This window comes from Catellatospora sp. IY07-71, from assembly GCF_018326265.1.
In the GTDB taxonomy this organism is placed as follows: domain Bacteria; phylum Actinomycetota; class Actinomycetes; order Mycobacteriales; family Micromonosporaceae; genus Catellatospora.
Genome location: NZ_AP023360.1, coordinates 236,932 through 253,004, shown reverse-complemented (window position 1 = coordinate 253,004; position 16,073 = coordinate 236,932). Strand labels below are relative to the sequence as shown.

The window sequence follows — 16,073 nt, the reverse complement described above, 5'->3', positions numbered from 1 at the left end:
GGCCAGCTGCCCCGGCGACGGCCACTCGCCGCGCTTCCCCCCAAGATCGGCCACACCACCTTCAACGCGTGGGAAGCGCGCTAGCACCTCGATGCTCAGCATGCTGACCGCGCCGTGTTCAGCACCTACAACGCAGCAGACCGCAAAGACCGCAGCCGGTCGCCAATGAGAGGACGACGTCATGGACAGCGCTCCGCCCCTAACCGTCAGCCAGTGGACCGGCGCGGAGGCGCGGGTTCTGCGCGCCGCGAAACGCATGAGCGTCCGGTCGTTCGCAGCGCACCTGGGCGTGGCCGCCCGCACCGTGTCGTACTGGGAGTCTGAAGGGCAGCGGATCACGCCGCGACCAGACATGCAAGCGATCTTGGATCAGGTGCTGGAGTCGGCCACCGCCGAGGTCCGGTATCGGTTCGCGCTACTGGCCGCGCCCACAGCTCAGCCGATGGGTCAGGACCCTTTGCGGCATTCCGATCCGCCATAGTCAACTCGCTGCGTCATTCCCAGCGATGGTGATCAACGGAATCTGCGACTCCACGGCCGTCATGCCGCCATGCATCCCGACAAGGCTGGACTCGGCGGCCGGCTCACGCTTGGTCGCCACCAGCGCCCAATCGTCGTTGCAGATAGCCACGACATCACCGATGCGGGCGCGGTGTTCGTCGCGCACAGGACCGAACAACCCTTGCGCTACGGCTTCGTCCCGAAGGAGCACCTGCGCGCGGGTGCCCAGCTTCGCCGTCCAGCGGTCGCGTACGTCCGTGCTGGCGCCCGGCCTGGTGTGCAGGTACCGAACTCGTGCCTCCCCCGCGACGACACGCAGTCCTTCGCTCAGGTCGGGCTCGGCGTCGATGTCGATGCGGCGGTGCGGTGGGATGTCGAGTTGGCCGTGGTCGGCCGTGATGACAAGCGCGGCGTCGGCGGGGAGTCCCTCCACGAGCCGCTGCACGAGTCTGTCTGCGGTCTGGGCGGCCTGCCACCACTGCGGTGACGAGTTGCCATGCAGGTGAGCGGCGGAGTCCATGCCGGAGTAGTAGCCGTAGGTGAGACTGCGCTGCTCCCGCTGCAGAGCTGCGATCATGCCTTCCGCCAATGCGTCGGTGTCGGGTGCCATGACGTATCCGCGCCTGCCGGTGGTCACCTGTGTCAGGCCGCTGGTGGCGAGGTCCGGGCGGTTGACGATGGTGACAGCGACTCCGGCGGCCCGCAGCGCGTCAAGGATCGACGGAACCGGTTGCCAGATGGGCGGGTCGGGGTCATCAGCCCAGCGTGTGTGTACGAGCACGCGGTCGGTGTCGGGCACGTTGAGGGTGTAGCCGAGGATGCCGTGATCGCCGGCCATAGCGCCCGTGCACAGGCTGACGATGCTGGTGGCGGTGGTCGAAGGGAAGCCGGTGCTGATCGGGCGTGCTGCGCCGAGTTCGCCGGTCAGGATGGCGTGGAAGGTCGGTGTGCGCTCTGGGTCGGCTGGCACGTTGTGCCAGCCCATACCGTCCAGCAGGAGCAACGCGACTTTGCGGGCACCCGTCAGATGGTCGGCCACACCGAGCGGGTCTGTGAAGCCGGGCAGGCCGAACAGGGTGGCGACGCCCGGGAGAATCTTCGCGAGATCGGAAGTCAACAGGGTTCCCTTCTGCGGCTGGGGGTCCCGGTCGTCCGGGACCCCCAGCGAGGTCAGCTCAGCGCGAGCAGTTCGCGGGCCGCGGTGTGCGCCTCGCGGAGCGCGTCCGGCAGGCGCTCAGCGTGGCGGCCACCGGCGTTGGCGATGAACGTAGTGCCTCCGGCTCCACCGCCCACGGCCTTGCCTGCGGCTTGCAAAAGCCGGACCGCCTCGACTCCGGTCTTGTCGTGGAATGCCGTGTTGACGACCGCGACGAGGTTGGCCTTGTCGTCCTGGACGCAGCCGAGGATCACCGCCGCGGGCTCGCCGGATGGCAGCGCCGCGAGGACCGTGGTCGCGACGCTGCGCAGCTCGGCGCCGGTCGTCTCGGTCACTACCTCGGCCAGGATGCGTACCCCGGCGCTCGGCTGGATGCGGTCAGCGAGGCGGCGTGCCTTCGCGCTGAGCTGGTCCTGGCGGTACGAAGCGAGCTGCTTTTCCGCCGCGGCCAGGGTGCCCAGCCGCTGGGAGAGCTGCTCGACGATCCTGTCGGGCCGCGCGCCGAGTAGCTCCCCGAGCTCGCGCAGGACGGCGCGTTCGTGGTTGGCGTGGCGCAGCGCGTCGATGCCGACGAGCGCCTCGACCCGGCGCAGGCCGGCACCGATCGAGGACTCGGCGAGGATGCGGACCGGCCCGGCTTGGCTGCCGTAGCCGACGTGGGTGCCGCCGCACAGCTCGCGGGAGAAGTCGCCGATGTCGACGATGCGTACGACGTCGCCGTACTTCTCGCCGAACAGCGCCGTCGCCCCAGCCGCATCGGCCTCCGCGCGCGTCGCGTGCCAGACCCGCACCTCCGGGTTGCCCAAGACACGCTGGTTGACCTCGTCCTCCAACGCGGCGAGCTCGTCCGGGCTGATGGCGTCGAAGTGGCTGAAGTCGAAGCGCAGCCGCCCTGGTTCGACCAGCGACCCGTGCTGGCGGGCGTGGTCGCCGATGCGCTGGCGCAGCGTGGCGTGCAGGACGTGGGTCGCGCTGTGCGAGCGCGCGGTCGCCTGGCGGCGCTGCTCGTCGACCGTCGCCATCACTGCCTGCCCGGTGGTCACCACGCCGGTGGTCACGTGCGCAGTGTGCACGTGCAGGCCGTCGAGCCCATAGCGGGTCTTGTCGACCCGCAGCACCGCACCATCGCCGGTCGTGAGGGTGCCGATATCGCCGACTTGGCCGCCCGCTTCGGCGTAGAACGGGCTGCGGTCGAGGATCACCTCGACCCGCTGGCCTTCCACCGCCGCCTCGACCGGGCTGCCGTCGCGCAGCAGCCCGAGTACGGTCGCCTCGCCAGCGAGGTCGTTGTAGCCGATGAAGGTCGTGCGCCCGTGCCGGCCCGCGATCTCGCGGTACACGTCCAGCTTGACCAGGCCGGGAGTCAGGTCCGCGCGTGCCGCCTTCGCCTGGCGGCGCTGGGCGTCCATGAGCTGCGCGAACCGGTCCCGGTCGAGGTCCAGGCCCGCGTCGGCCGCGATCTCCACGGTGAGGTCGATCGGGAAGCCGTACGTGTCGTGCAGCTCGAACGCGGTCTCCGCCGGCAGCGCGCCACCGGGCCGCGACTGCTTGATCGCGGTGTCGAGCAGCTTCGTGCCCTGCCGCAGCGTGCGGTCGAAAGTGTCCTCCTCCCGGGTGACGACCTTGCCGATGAGCGAACGCTGGCCGACCAGCTCCGGCCAGACGTCGCCGAGGTTGTTGATGACACTGCCGGTGAGGTCGTCGAGGATGGGCTGCTCGACGCCGAGCAGCCGCGCGTGGCGTACCGCACGGCGTAGCAGCCGCCGCAGCACGTACCCGCGGCCCTCGTTGGACGGCAGCACGCCGTCGGCGACCAGGAACGCCGCCGACCGGACGTGGTCGGTGATCACCCGGTACGAGACCTGCTGCTTCGGCGGCAGGGTCCCGTACTCCTCGCCGGTGATCTCCTGGAGGCGGTGCATTGTCGGCGCCACCAGGTCGGTCTCGCAGATGTAGCGCGCGTCCTGCAGGATCAGCGCCATCCGGTCGATGCCCATGCCGGTGTCGATGTTCTTCCCCGGGAGTTCGCCCAGGATCGGGAAGCCGTCCTTGCCGTCGCCCGCGCCGCGCTCATATTGCATGAACACCAGGTTCCAGATCTCCAGGAACCGCTCGCTGTTGACCGCCGGGCCGCCGTCGCGGCCGTAGGACTCGCCGCGGTCGTAGAAGATCTCCGAGCACGGTCCGCACGGTCCCGGAACGCCCATGGACCAGTAGTTGTCGGCCATGTCCAGGCGCTGGATCCGGTCGGCGGGAACGCCCAGGCGGCGCCACAGCGAGATCGCCTCGTCGTCGTCGCGGAACACGGTCACCCACAGCCGGTCCCGGTCGAGCTGGTAGCCCTCGGTCACTAGTTCATACGCCCAGGCGATGGCCTCCGGCTTGAAGAAGTCGCCGAATGAGAAGTTGCCCGCCATCTCGAAGAATGTCGCGTGCCGGGTGGTGTGCCCGACGTTTTCGATGTCCACGGTGCGGGCGCACTTCTGCAGCGACATCGCCCGCGGATGCTCCGGCACGCGCTCGCCGCTGAAGTACGGCTTGAACGGCACCATGCCCGCATTGGTGAGCAACAGCGTCGGATCATCGGGGATCAGCGACCCCGATGGCACCAGATGGTGGTCGCGCTGGGCGAAGTAGTCGAAGAAGGTACGGCGGATGTCGGTGGAACGCATGAGTCGGCCTCGCTTGTCGGATGGGGCCGACGCACCTTCAGAACCCGCCCCTGGCGCGTGCTAGCGCGCGTGAGAGCAGGGACCTCGCCGCTGACGTGGGATCAAGCCGTCTGCAGGTGCGTGCGGGGGAAGTCTGGGCAGGCAGGTCTCGCCGAGCCAGGCCGAGGGTCAGGCGAGGACGCAGTCCCCGGCTACCAGCTCGGCGCGGCTAGCTCGCCGCCCCACCGCGATCATCAGTACTTCCATTCATCCGCACCGGTGCTAAAGACGCCGGGTGTCGAGCCCATTACTACCCGGTGCGATGCGGAGCAGTCAAGCCGATTGATGACGTGTCGCGGCGAGGCGGCGTAGCCGATCGGTCAGTTCAGGTCGAGGTAGGCGCGGTAGGAGCCGATCGCGTCGGCGAGCTGGGCCACGGTGGCCGGTGCGGCCATCTCCGCGATGTGCAGGCATCGTTCCACGATGTTGTCCAGCTCGGCGCCGCTGGTAGGTGGCTGCAAGAGCAGCAGATCATGCAGGCTGCGCCCGCAGGCCCGGCCGATCGGCGTCGTGGCCAGCTCCTCCTCCAGCCTGTACCAGCCCCAGTTCGGCGAGGTGGGAATCAGCGAGCTACGGACCAGGTCGCGAACAGTCTCCCTGGCCATCACCCACTCGCCATATGCAGAGAAGTGCTGGCCACGACGTACCCGCTTGTACACCATCTGCAGCAGGACGAGTAGTTCCACCATCAGCTCTACCGATGTCCGGGGACGCTCCGCTGTCTGTGCGATGTACTTGGCGACCTTCATACGCAGCGCCGCGTCGCAGGCCGGAACGTACTGTCGGGTGTGCAGCAGGCAGGCCCGGGTGGTGCGTGCTGGCACGTCCTCGGCTCGGCTGGCCGGCACGAGGTAGAAGTCGAGCTGGTAGAGCTTGCCGCCGTTCTCGACGAGGTAGACATAGCCGATGCCACCCATCTTGTTCACGATCGTGTCGCGCCAGCCGGGCAGGATCGCATTGAACTCGGTCGTCATGAACGTGTCGAGGGCCTCGTGGAAGTCCTCGAACCACTCGTCGGCGACGCCGGCGACGAAGTCGAGGTCCGACATCCGGTCGGCCCGACCCGCCGCCAGCGACCCGCGAACATATACGTGGGTGACGTGCGGGCTGGTGGTGATCTTCTCGGTTGCCCGCTCCAGCAGGGTGAAGACCTGCGGTCGGCTCGCCGCGACGAGCTCCGCGATCGAGGCGAGTGTCATCGCCGGCCTCCGTTATCCGTAGTTCCGAGCATCAGCGACTTCTTGGCCTGCCACGCCTGGGCGGTCTCCGGCTGAGCGAGCGCGGTGTGCATGGCGGCGAGCAGGTCATACACGCGGCCCTCGGGCAGGGCGTAGCGGTAAAACAGGCGCAGCAGGCTGCGCTCGGCTGTGTCGGTATAGCCCAGCCGCGCCAGCCTGACCGCATCGTCGACGTGCCGGTCCAGCTCCGCGTCGGAAGCGGACGGGAGCATGACCGCGTCGCCGTCGTGCAACCGCGAGTGGCTGGCGAGCTTGGCGAAGCCGTCATTGCCGTAGCAGTCCAGGATCAGGTGGATCCGGTCCGGGCCGAGCAGGTTGCACGCTCCGTGAGCGTTGGTCGGCACCAGTCGCCAGAGATCTCCGACAGCCAGGTGCACCTTCGCGCCGCCGAGCACCAACCCCGCGGACCGGTTGGTCTGCAGCGGGATGTGCAGCCTGTAGTGCTCCCGCTCCGAGAGCTCGCCGTAGTCGCGGTGCTCCCACAGGAACGAGTTCGGCGCCAGCCGTGCCAGCCGCACCCACATGTAGACCAACCCGAGACTGTCCAGCAGCGCCCGGGTTGCCGGCATTCGCTCCAGCAGCGACGTCGGCACCGCCTCGCAGTCGGCGATGGTCACGTCCCCCGGGTCACCAGAGGCGTTGAACAGCGACAGGGTCCACCAACCGCCGCTCTGAAACTCGCCGTACTCCGCCACCCAGCCGTCCGGCACCGTCAGCGCCTCGTGCCGCATCCGGTCGAGCACCGCTCCGTCGAGCGCGCATACCCTACCGACCTGTTCGGCGAGGCTAGCCGGTCTCTTGTCCTGCACCAACACGTGACCGCCTCCATCCATCCATCGATGTTTCGTTGGCTCCAGCGTGTGCGACGTGCGTCCGATCGGGATAGACGGTGCCGTCGCAGGCTCGTCGCAGGGACGGCGCAGCCGTGCTGCAACACCGTGCAGACCTGCGACAGAGCTGCAACACCTATGCATCAGCCCTGCGACGCACGGCGATTCCCTCACCACCACCGATGTCCCAGGCTGGTTCAAAGCCCGAAACACGGGGTCTCACGACGTCGGGCTGACCGCCATCGACGTGCAACCACGCGAGGTGAGGTGTCGCAATCATGAAAACGACAACCGTCGAAGCCGTGCGCTTCGACAGCTCGGACCTCCGGTGGGCCAAAGCGCTCGCCGCGATCACGGGAACCGCTCAGTACGGGCTGCGCAGGTTCCCGGAACCGCCCGCATACCACGAGGTAGTCGCGCGGCTGGCTGAACAGCCGGAGGCGCCCGCGCTGAGCCGGCTGTGCGCGCTCGCCCAGCGGGATTGGCATACCCGCGGCCAGAACGGCTGCCAGTTCGCCCGGCTCGTGGCCAAGGATGCCGACACGGTCCGCTGGGACTACCACGTGCTCGACGTCGAGACCGACGCGGACAGCGAAGCCACCGCGGCCGGCGTCTGTGAGCTGGTCGCCGGTGCCGTGGCAGACCCGCATGTCCAGGTCGCCAGCATTCTGGCCCCTGGCATTGCCACGGCCGGAGAGTTGGTCGAGCTGATTCGTGCCCTGGTGCGGCGCGGGCCGTTCTGGCTGGAGCGCGACGACCTGGCCGACGGTCTGCGTCGTCTCTTCGTCCGCTACCCCGTGGACGCCGACACGCAGGCATGGGCCATGGCGTTTGCCCCGTTCGACTTCATCCCCAACACACGGCGCGGTCCGTACGCCGAGCTGGCGATCCGGGTCAAGCCCAAGCCCGAGTGGGTCTTCCACCGCAGCAGCCAGGAGCGCGAGATCGCGCACCTCGCCGACACGCCACTCACCATGAGCGACCGCCACTGGGAGGACCGCTGGTGGTCTACGAAGAGGCGCACCGAGATGATCCTCGGCGCGAAGCCTGACGACGTCTCGGCGGCGAAGGCCACCCTGACCGTTCCCGCCCAACTCCTCGCATAGGCTCGGCCATATGTCGGTATTGCGCATCAGCCAGCTGTTTCTCAAACCTGAGCGTGAAGCCGCCATGACCGAGCAGACATATCTGGACCTCGATCCCGCCGGCGGCATCATCGGCAGTGCGCCGTCGATCCTGCCTCGGCAGGTCAACATCGCCGCAGCCAGCTCGCTCGAAACTCATGGTGTTAGCGCGGCTGGCTCCAGGGCCAACATCATTTTCGGTGCCCCGGCGACTTCCTTAAGTTCCGGTGCACACCTGACCATCGGCCTAGCGCAGCTGCGGATCACCTTCCCCTGCGAGCCGTGTGCTCATGGCGCACGGCTCGCAGGCGTGCCCCTCGGGCGATTCCGTCAGCTCGACCGGTACCTGGCCGTGGTTACCGTGCCGGGTCGGATTAGTCTTGGTCAGGAGGCCTCCATTAAGCACGACGTCCATCCGCGCGTCCCCGAAGACTTCAAGTCACGCGCTGCATGGGCGGTCGGCCAAATTCCGGCGGGCAGAGTCGTCAGTTCCCGCGAGTTCCTCGCAGCTATCGGCGCAAGTCGGTCATATCACCGCGCATTGCCTGGGTGGCTTCGGCAAGCCGTGTCCGAGGGCCTGCCGGGGCACCGAGTCCTTCCGATCGACTTCGGGCTACCGTCGTGGTCGCCTGATGCCGCGCGAATACTTGCCGACGAAGGCCTGCCACCAGGCTGCTATCACGGTGCTGCATGGCCCCTGACATCTGCACTCTGGGGAGCGGCGGCCGGAAGCCCTCGACTCAAAAGGGGCGGTTTGTAGGGACATCACCTACTCTCACTCGCATTGTTGATCGACGACGCTGAACAAGTGGGAGACGCTTCCAAGCCGCTGTGCTGACCCTTCCGTCGAGCCAGGCGTTACTAGGTATCGATCATCATGTCTGCCGCGACACGGCGGTAAGGTCAAGCCCCGATTTCGCCGCAACAGGTTGTTTTGTCCGCAGCAGTACGTCCTGCCGAAGGAGTTTCATTCATTCGGAGGTGGTGACGCCGAGTGACATCGCACGCTGGCCTCAGTATCTTGTCCGAGGGTATAGGTAGGGCCGACAGCGATCGAGTCCTTGCCTGTCGCCGTGATGACCAGCTCAACATTGACAAGAAGCGGGGTACGTCGGTTGCGCGAGACGAGTTCGACGGTTAAGGGAGAGGACGCGGCGCCCTGCCGTCATGCCGGGACTCCACCAGCGGCGGTAGTCGAGAGGGTTGCCTCGGTGATCAAGGAGCTTGGCGCTGACAGCTCTGTCTTGGCTGGTTACGGCCTGTCCCCTGAGGAGTACAACGGAGCCCTCTCGGCCGCGATTGAGAACATCCGGGGCAGCATGAGCGCCAGCAACGCTGACCGGCGCGACTTCCTGGTGCGAATCTTCGGCAGTATGAAGAGCAGTGGAGTGGTCGAGGATGTGATCATGCCGCAGTATGGGGACGACACGGTGTATCGCTTGAGGGTGCGAGATGTCGGCGACGTGGCTGTCATTCAGAAGGGCTGCCCGGATGGCGCACACAGCAGCTTGAACTGGTCTGTTCCGTCGTGGGCGGCCGAGACATACCTGTGGTGGATTTGCTCCAGCATGAACTATCACCCCGGTGTGCACATCGCCAAAGGTGTGGGCCGGCTGAAGAAGAAGTTCTTGTCGGAGGCCGCTCCTATGGTCGACGGCGTGGTTTTCTACAACGAGCTCTGCGGCAGCGCGCGACGACCCTGTCCTCGATCAGCTGGCCCGTTGGCGCGCTCAGCGGAGCTAGGCCCGCCGCCTTGCGTTTATGTCATGCCTGACGCGGAACGATGGAACTGGGAGAACGAGCGCGTGCTGCAGTTCCCCAGGTTGCTGCTCCAGCACTTCGGCGTCCGCGATGAGGACGTCGAGTCTCACGTCGGCAATGTCGGCTTCCGCCGGGGAAGCTCGGCGGTGGACGTGAAGATCACAGCCCGCTTCGGCCCCGGCCGCTCGACCGTCCACAGGAGTTGAGCCATGTTGAGCGTCGCGTTGGATCAAGAACGAGTGGCGTACCTCGACGCTAGGCAGGCTTCGGGCCATCCGCGCAGAGTGCTGGTCGCAGCCTGGCCCCGTGAGGACAAGGAGCTGCCTCAGGTCGAAGTGGACGTCAAGTGGCTGAGGTTCTCGACGCTGAACCATCGCACTCGGGCTGAACAGCTGCGTGAGATGCACCAGCGTGGACGACATGACCTGTTCACGGCGGACCCTCTCGGCGAGGACGCACAGACTGCCCAGTACGAGATCTTGCGGACGCAGAGTGGATTCAGCGACCTCAAAGATGACCTTCGCAAGCGCGGACAGCTGGAGCCTGCGATCGTCACCGCGGACGGCGTATTGATCAACGGCAACCGCAGATCTGCGGCGCTGCTCTCTTTGTTTCAAGACGACGACTTTCTCAACGCCCGTTATGTGAAGTGCCTCGTCCTGCCGAAGGACGCGACTATCGAAGAGTTGGTCGACCTGGAGGCGGAGCTTCAGGTGGCGCGCGACTTCAAACAGGGCTATTCGTGGATCAATGAAGCCATCCTCATCGACGAGCTTTATGATCGTTTTGACAAGAGCTACGCCAAAGTCGCTGCGCGCATGCATCGCAGCGAGGTCGACGTTCGCGGTCAACACGAGAAGTTGCAACAAGTGCGGCAACTAGTGGAGTTGTCCCGCGGCGCGCGGATGCTCATCGACTTCCACCCGCATGAGTCGGCGTTCGACGAGCTGGTGAAAGCCACCCGGAACAAGCCATCCGCGGAGACCCTCGACATCCAGTCAACCTATTTCCTCGGCACCTTGGCCGGCGTGGAATACCGCAAGCTGCGGCATCTGAAACGGCCCGACGCGGCGGATCTGATTCTGCACGAGATCGAGGCGGACCCGAACGCGAGCGCCATCCTGCGCGCCGCGGACACCCACGCTGATGACCAACAAGACCACGATCCCTTGGACGACCTTCTCGGCGATCCTGCACCGTCATCGCAGCTGAGCAAGGTGCTGGGCTTGATGGCTAGCAGGAAACCGGACGAGACGCTCACCCTGGACAGCGGCGCTCGCCTATCTGTTCAAGAAGCGCTCGGCACTTTGAAGGGCGCCATCGTGGCGGCCGCCAACGAGGCCGACGGCGAGCAGAAGGACCAGAACGCTGTCGGCGAGCCGCTCAAACGGCTCACGCATGCGCTCGGCGATCTGAAGGGCGCACTGGCGGCGCTGCCGAAGGCGCGACGCTTCGACGAGTGGGACGAGAAGGAGTTCCTATCCACCTTGCAGACGCTGAGCGACTCGCTTGAGCAACTCAGGAGAAGTGCGTGAGGGCCGAGCTCTACAAACAGGGCAGACCTCTGGTCGTCGTCGACCGCGGGACCGGCGGCGACGGAGCGTGGGCTCGTGTGCAAGACGCCTTCTCCCGGGGGATCGTCGGAGGCTCGGCCACACGACTTGACGTCCGGGTGGACGTCTTCCTCGCCGAACTGGAGGTGCTACGCGAGATCCGCGATCTCTTCCGACAGAGCGTCGAGCTGGGTCCCGACCTGACGAACCAGCTGCGCTCGTTGGCCAACGATCGTCGTGACCGAGAGCGGGTCACCGCGTCCACTGAGCCGGTGGACCTTGAGCAGTTGGCAGCTGAGCTCGTCGAGGCTGGTTTTCTCCGGGAGTTGAAGCCGTTTCAGCTAGAAAATGTGGCGGCGATCCTGCGACTTCCTCACGGAGCGGATTTCTCCGTGCCAGGAGCAGGAAAGACCACCGTCGCACTCGCCAACTACACCTTGAGCCGATCACGCGAGTCAGTGCGACAGTTGTTGGTGGTGGCGCCCATCGCGGCGTTCCACGCGTGGAAAGAAGACTCGGCCGCGTGCCTGGCATGGCAGCCGACGATCGCGGTCCACGCCAACGCGTCCTCTGTTATCCCCCAGCACGTCGAAATTCTTCTCACCAGCTACAACCGCCTCGCCGGCGATTATGACCGCATCCGGGAGTACGTGGCACGTCATCCGACGGCAGTCGTGTTGGACGAGGCACATCGCATCAAACGTGGGGCCGCTGGAGTGCATGGACGAGCGGCACTCGACTTGGCGTACGCGGCACGGCGGCGCGACGTCCTCACTGGCACGCCTGCGCCGCAAGGGGCACACGACCTCATCGCGCTGATGAGGTTCTTGTACCCGGGGCAGGACCGGCAGATTCTGCCTGCGAGCGCCTACAACGAACGAGACGGGCGCGTCGACGGCGTGCTTCGCGCAACGAGTAAGGCCATAGGCCGGTATTTCGTCCGCACCCCGAAGTCTCAGCTCGACCTCCCGCCGACCGAGTTCACGGTGGTGTCGAGGCCGATGAGGCCGATTCAGGCGGCGATCTACGACGCCTTGGCAGGAAGGTACCGAGGCGCGTTCGCGCTGGACCGTTCTTCACGTCGCCAGTTCGATCGCCTGGGACGCATCGTGATGTACCTGCTGGAAGCGGCAACGAACCCGATGCTACTGGTGGCTGGTTCCGATGAGGACGACGACGACGGTTTCGCCCACCCACCATTGCGGCTTAATGGTGACGAGGCGATGACAGAACTGCTTCAACGGTACCGAGACTTCGAAGTGCCGTGGAAGTACGACTACGTGGCCGAGCTTGCCGCGAACGCAGCTGCGCGCGGGGAGAAGATCATCGTGTGGTCGAACTTCGTCCGCAATTTGAAGGCGCTCGCGGTCAGGCTGCGCGACCGGCAGCCAGCCATGGTCCACGGGGGCGTGCCCGCTGAGGACACTGCACCGGCGGCTGCGGCCGTGACCCGCGAAGCTGAGCTGAACCGCTTCCGGTTCGACCCTGACTGTCATGTCCTTCTGGCCAATCCGGCTGCCTGCGGTGAAGGCGTTAGCCTGCACCACTGGTCACACCACGCTGTCTACCTGGACAGGACGTTCAACGCTGGCCATTTCCTGCAGAGCCAGGACCGAATCCATCGGCTGGGACTGGCCGCAGACACACAGACGCGGTTCACTCTGCTCCTGAGCGCAGGCACTATCGACGACGCCGTCGATGCCCGGCTGCGTGACAAGGTCGAAGCGTTGGCCAGATTGATGGACGATCCGGGGTTGGTGCAGGTGGCGCTGCCGGACCTCGAGGGCGACACGGTCGAACAGCCAGCGTACGCCGACGACATGGCGGCCGTCGCCGCGCTGCTCCAGGAAAGCCGCTGATGGTCCCCAGTCGCGGCTTCGCCCAAGCTGCGGTGTTGCTCGCCTGGGCCGCAGCACTGGCACCACGACGTGATATTCCCTCATGGATAAACGCAGCCAAACGGCACGGCGCCTTTCTCGCCGCGGCAACGGATCTTCCTGCAGTGGCGGACGCGCTGGTCAGATGGCGATTAGCGATTGTCGACGATCGCATCGACCTGGCAGGGCCGCTCGCGGCTCTCGCTCAAGCTGCTGATCGAGCCACTCTGACGGCGATGGCCCGCTTGGCGCTCACGTGTGAGCCGCCGGCGTGGCTGCCTCTCGTCGTCAGCGGGCCGACTGTGTCTCGCGCGTACATTCCCAGCCAGGACCTTCGTATCTTGTCGTGGCTGGAGCCCAACCTCGATCAAATCATCATCGATGTGGCGGCTGACCTGGCAGCTGCGAGTTCCGTCGACGTCAAGAGCGCTCTCGGAACAGCCGGCGAGTTGGTGATCTTGCATGGGTTGCGGTGTCAGGGCATGGCTCCGGTCCATGTCGCCGAAGTCTCCGACGCTTATGGCTATGACATCGAGGTCCGCCTGCCGCGTGTCAAGCGGATCGAGGTGAAGGCGGCGAGCCGCGCCACGCGCCATCAGTTCCACCTCAGTCGTAACGAGTACGACAAGAGCCGCCTGTATCACTCGGAATGGATGTTGCTACAGGTCGTGTTCACCAACGAGGCGTTCACCGCCGAGACGCTGACTCATCACCATATCGAGGACGTGTTCGAGCTGACGGCGGACACCTTGGCGGGGCTTGTCCCACGTGACAACACGGCATTTAGGTGGTCGGAGTCGGCGATCATCAGCCCTCCAGCTGAAAGCTGGCGCGAATACGAACTGCGGCTGCCGCCTGGTTTCCGCTTACCCGGGCTGAAGGTGAGGAGCTCGCTTCAAATCCCAGGCATGCGAATGGCAACGCACGACAGAACCCGCCGCTGACTCCCGGCGGCCGAGCGGCTCGCACACCCTCTGTCGTCACAGGTCCTCGTCCTCCGGCACCACCCCCTCGGGGCCTTCCACCTCAATGGCCCCGCCAAGCGCGTCGTAGCGTCGCCTGGCCAGCTCATCCAAACGCCGAGTCTGAGTGACGAGCGCGCGGCGCAGCCCTTTGGAGACCTTACGCTCGCTGATGTTCTTGGCGAGAAGCGAGATCGTCTGCGCCCGTCGTGCGATGCGAACGTCCGGATGGCTGCGGTCGGGGAAGATCTCGTCAGGGATGATCACCGTGACGAGTGGAGCCGACATCTGCATGAGCGGACCAGGAGCGATGTCACCCTCGTTCAACACGGCTTTGAAGGCGCTATCCTCAAGCAGCTTCTGATAGACGGTGTACTCGAAGGGATCTAGAGCAGCCTTGCGCTGTCTCGCCGGCATGTCTCCGATATGAGGCAATGACCACAGCGCGACCGTGTGCACCTCGAACGGGTCTAGCACATATTTAGCCACAGCATCCGACCTCTGTCCGGTCAGATGGCGACCCAGACGAACGCTGAAACCCTCGGCGGTCTGGCCGACGTAGATGGGTTCGCCGTCGTAGTCGTAGAAGGCGTAGATGCCTGCCGTGGCCCTGCCGATCGACTGCGTGGGCCGCTGCGGGTCCGGCTGGCGCAATGCGCGCGCTATGGCGTCGCGAATGAGCTGCACTTCACGGGGCAGCAGCGTGGTGGACATGTCAATGCCAGGCCGGGGCAACACATTGGCCTCCGATAAGCGAGGTCGGCAAGGACTGTAATTGGCTGCGCATCAGTCGAAGTACCGTCGTTAGGCACCCTCCGTAGTCGGAGCTCCAACACGTCGTAGCGAACAGCGAGTCACTTTCGGATGTTCACCGGGCGTGTCAGGATGACCTGGCGTCGGGCCCCTGGGCCGGTCGACTAACATCATCTCGGACGAACGCCTGTACGATGAGAGTGGTCATAGATGACGCCGGTTATCGCACCTGTCAGCGAACGACCCGCCGAGGTCGCGCCACCGAGTGAGCCCGGCGACACCATCGTTGCGCACCCTGTGCCCCCGGCCACCGTCGCGGAGTTCTTCGCCGGCATCGGCCTGGTGCGAATGGGACTGGAACGCGTCGGATTCCGTGTGGTCTGGGCGAACGACATCGAACCGGACAAAAAGCAGATGTATTCTGCACACTTCCAAGATCCAGACGATGACGGGTTCCATCTCGGCGACGTGGCAGAGGTGCACGCAGAAGCTCTGCCCACGGACTTGTCATTGGCATGGGCGTCCTTTCCGTGCACGGACTTGTCGCTTGCCGGCGGCCGCAGCGGACTCGCAGGAAAGCACTCGGGCACCTTTTGGCACTTCACGCGGATTCTAGAGGAGTTGGGGGAGTCGGCGCCTGCCGTCGTGACGCTGGAGAACGTCACCGGCCTTGCCACCAGTCACGGTGGAGCGGACATGAAGGCAGCGATCACCAGTTTGAACGAGCTCGGTTACTCCGTTGATGTCCTGACTATTGACGCACGCCGCTTTGTGCCGCAATCGCGGCCACGCTTGTTCATTATTGGGCTGCGCATTCCGCCCGCGGAAAAGCAAGAGGACAACTATGACCTTCGTCCGAAACTGCTAGACCGCTTCTTCAACGACACCGAGCTAGTCATGCATCGCGCAGTCCTGCCGGTGCCGCCCGCACTGCGCGACGAGGGATTGTCGGAAATCGCCGAGGACCTCGAGGAATCGGACCCTCGTTGGTGGGACGACAAACGCACCGCCAAATTTTTCGACGAGCTCTCGCCACTCAACCAAGCCCGGCTTGAGCTCCTCAAAGCCAGCGAGAAGCCAGCATACCGGACCGCCTACCGCCGGACCCGCCTTGGCAAGCCAGCGTGGGAGATACGGCCGGATGACGTCGCCGGATGCTTGCGCACAGCGCGCGGCGGTTCCTCCAAGCAGGCCGTCGTGCGCGCGGAAGCAGGCCGATTCAAAGTGCGCTGGATGACTTCAGTGGAGTACGCCCGCTTGATGGGGGCCGACACTTACACGCTCGGCAACGACTTACGCGTCAGCCATGCTGTAGGCGGGTTCGGAGACGCAGTCTGCGTGCCCGCCGTCGAATGGCTGGCTCGCCACTACCTCATGCCGATGGTCCAGGCGGCCCGTGTCAACAGCTCCAGTCCCGAGACGGTGTAGTTGCACGTATGCTGGCCCAGGATGAACCTCAAATCCTGGGAATGCTCGATCGACGTGATTCTCAAGCTCGCATAGGGCTGGTCGAGGAGTCGAGATGTGCGAGTATTCCGTTAGGGTGATAGGGAGTGGCTCCTTGCGTCGGTGACGACTCGTTGTCGTGTCGACGCGGTGAGGCGGTT

Annotated in this window: 13 protein-coding genes; 8 read left to right on the top strand and 5 right to left on the bottom strand. The window is 65.5% G+C overall.

All coding sequences use genetic code 11. The annotated features are described in order from the left end of the window. Positions 1 to 181 precede the first annotated feature (181 nt). The gene (locus tag CS0771_RS01175) at positions 182 to 481 is read left to right on the top strand and encodes a helix-turn-helix domain-containing protein (protein ID WP_212839394.1); all 300 of its coding nucleotides are present in this window, start codon (positions 182 to 184) and stop codon (positions 479 to 481) included. Here CS0771_RS01175 and CS0771_RS01170 read toward each other — a convergent pair whose 3' ends face one another. The 4 genes from CS0771_RS01170 to CS0771_RS01155 all read right to left on the bottom strand — a co-directional run bounded on the left by CS0771_RS01170 (position 482) and on the right by CS0771_RS01155 (position 6,421). Beyond that, positions 482 to 1,618 carry an alkaline phosphatase family protein gene (locus tag CS0771_RS01170; protein ID WP_244870531.1) on the bottom strand — a complete coding sequence of 379 codons (1,137 nt, stop codon included), beginning with the start codon at positions 1,616 to 1,618 and terminating at the stop codon, positions 482 to 484. It lies immediately after the preceding gene. Positions 1,619 to 1,671: 53 nt separating this feature from the next. Beyond that, positions 1,672 to 4,329 carry an alanine--tRNA ligase gene (gene alaS, locus CS0771_RS01165; protein WP_212839393.1) on the bottom strand — a complete coding sequence of 886 codons (2,658 nt, stop codon included), beginning with the start codon at positions 4,327 to 4,329 and terminating at the stop codon, positions 1,672 to 1,674. 359 nt (positions 4,330 to 4,688) lie between these two features. Then, positions 4,689 to 5,567: a hypothetical protein gene (locus CS0771_RS01160; protein ID WP_212839392.1), complete on the bottom strand. Its 879-nt coding sequence runs from the start codon at positions 5,565 to 5,567 to the stop codon at positions 4,689 to 4,691. Continuing rightward, positions 5,564 to 6,421, bottom strand: coding sequence for an aspartyl/asparaginyl beta-hydroxylase domain-containing protein (locus tag CS0771_RS01155; protein WP_212839391.1), 858 nt, complete (start codon positions 6,419 to 6,421; stop codon positions 5,564 to 5,566). The genes CS0771_RS01160 and CS0771_RS01155 overlap by 4 nt, the downstream gene beginning before the upstream one ends. Positions 6,422 to 6,714: 293 nt before the next feature. Here CS0771_RS01155 and CS0771_RS01150 point away from each other — a divergent pair, with 293 nt between their 5' ends. The 6 genes from CS0771_RS01150 to CS0771_RS01125 all read left to right on the top strand — a co-directional run bounded on the left by CS0771_RS01150 (position 6,715) and on the right by CS0771_RS01125 (position 13,695). After that, positions 6,715 to 7,542, top strand: coding sequence for a hypothetical protein (locus tag CS0771_RS01150; RefSeq protein WP_212839390.1), 828 nt, complete (start codon positions 6,715 to 6,717; stop codon positions 7,540 to 7,542). Between the two features lie 10 nt (positions 7,543 to 7,552). Beyond that, positions 7,553 to 8,320 (top strand): hypothetical protein, encoded by a 768-nt coding sequence (locus CS0771_RS01145; protein ID WP_212839389.1) that lies wholly within the window; start codon positions 7,553 to 7,555, stop codon positions 8,318 to 8,320. A gap of 451 nt (positions 8,321 to 8,771) precedes the next feature. After that, complete coding sequence (locus tag CS0771_RS01140; RefSeq protein ID WP_212839388.1) at positions 8,772 to 9,527, top strand: hypothetical protein; 756 nt, start codon at positions 8,772 to 8,774, stop codon at positions 9,525 to 9,527. Between the two features lie 3 nt (positions 9,528 to 9,530). Then, positions 9,531 to 10,856 (top strand): ParB N-terminal domain-containing protein, encoded by a 1,326-nt coding sequence (locus tag CS0771_RS01135; RefSeq protein WP_212839387.1) that lies wholly within the window; start codon positions 9,531 to 9,533, stop codon positions 10,854 to 10,856. Further along, positions 10,853 to 12,733 (top strand): DEAD/DEAH box helicase, encoded by a 1,881-nt coding sequence (locus CS0771_RS01130; protein ID WP_212839386.1) that lies wholly within the window; start codon positions 10,853 to 10,855, stop codon positions 12,731 to 12,733. The genes CS0771_RS01135 and CS0771_RS01130 overlap by 4 nt, the downstream gene beginning before the upstream one ends. Then, positions 12,733 to 13,695 carry a protein NO VEIN domain-containing protein gene (locus CS0771_RS01125; protein ID WP_212839385.1) on the top strand — a complete coding sequence of 321 codons (963 nt, stop codon included), beginning with the start codon at positions 12,733 to 12,735 and terminating at the stop codon, positions 13,693 to 13,695. Before CS0771_RS01130 ends, CS0771_RS01125 begins: the two co-directional genes overlap by 1 nt. Positions 13,696 to 13,731: 36 nt before the next feature. Here CS0771_RS01125 and CS0771_RS01120 read toward each other — a convergent pair whose 3' ends face one another. Then, positions 13,732 to 14,427, bottom strand: a complete 696-nt coding sequence (locus CS0771_RS01120) for a GIY-YIG nuclease family protein (RefSeq protein ID WP_212839384.1) — start codon at positions 14,425 to 14,427, stop codon at positions 13,732 to 13,734. 249 nt (positions 14,428 to 14,676) lie between these two features. Between CS0771_RS01120 and CS0771_RS01115 the strand changes: the two genes are divergently transcribed. Beyond that, positions 14,677 to 15,894: a DNA cytosine methyltransferase gene (locus tag CS0771_RS01115; protein WP_212839383.1), complete on the top strand. Its 1,218-nt coding sequence runs from the start codon at positions 14,677 to 14,679 to the stop codon at positions 15,892 to 15,894. Positions 15,895 to 16,073 lie beyond the last annotated feature (179 nt).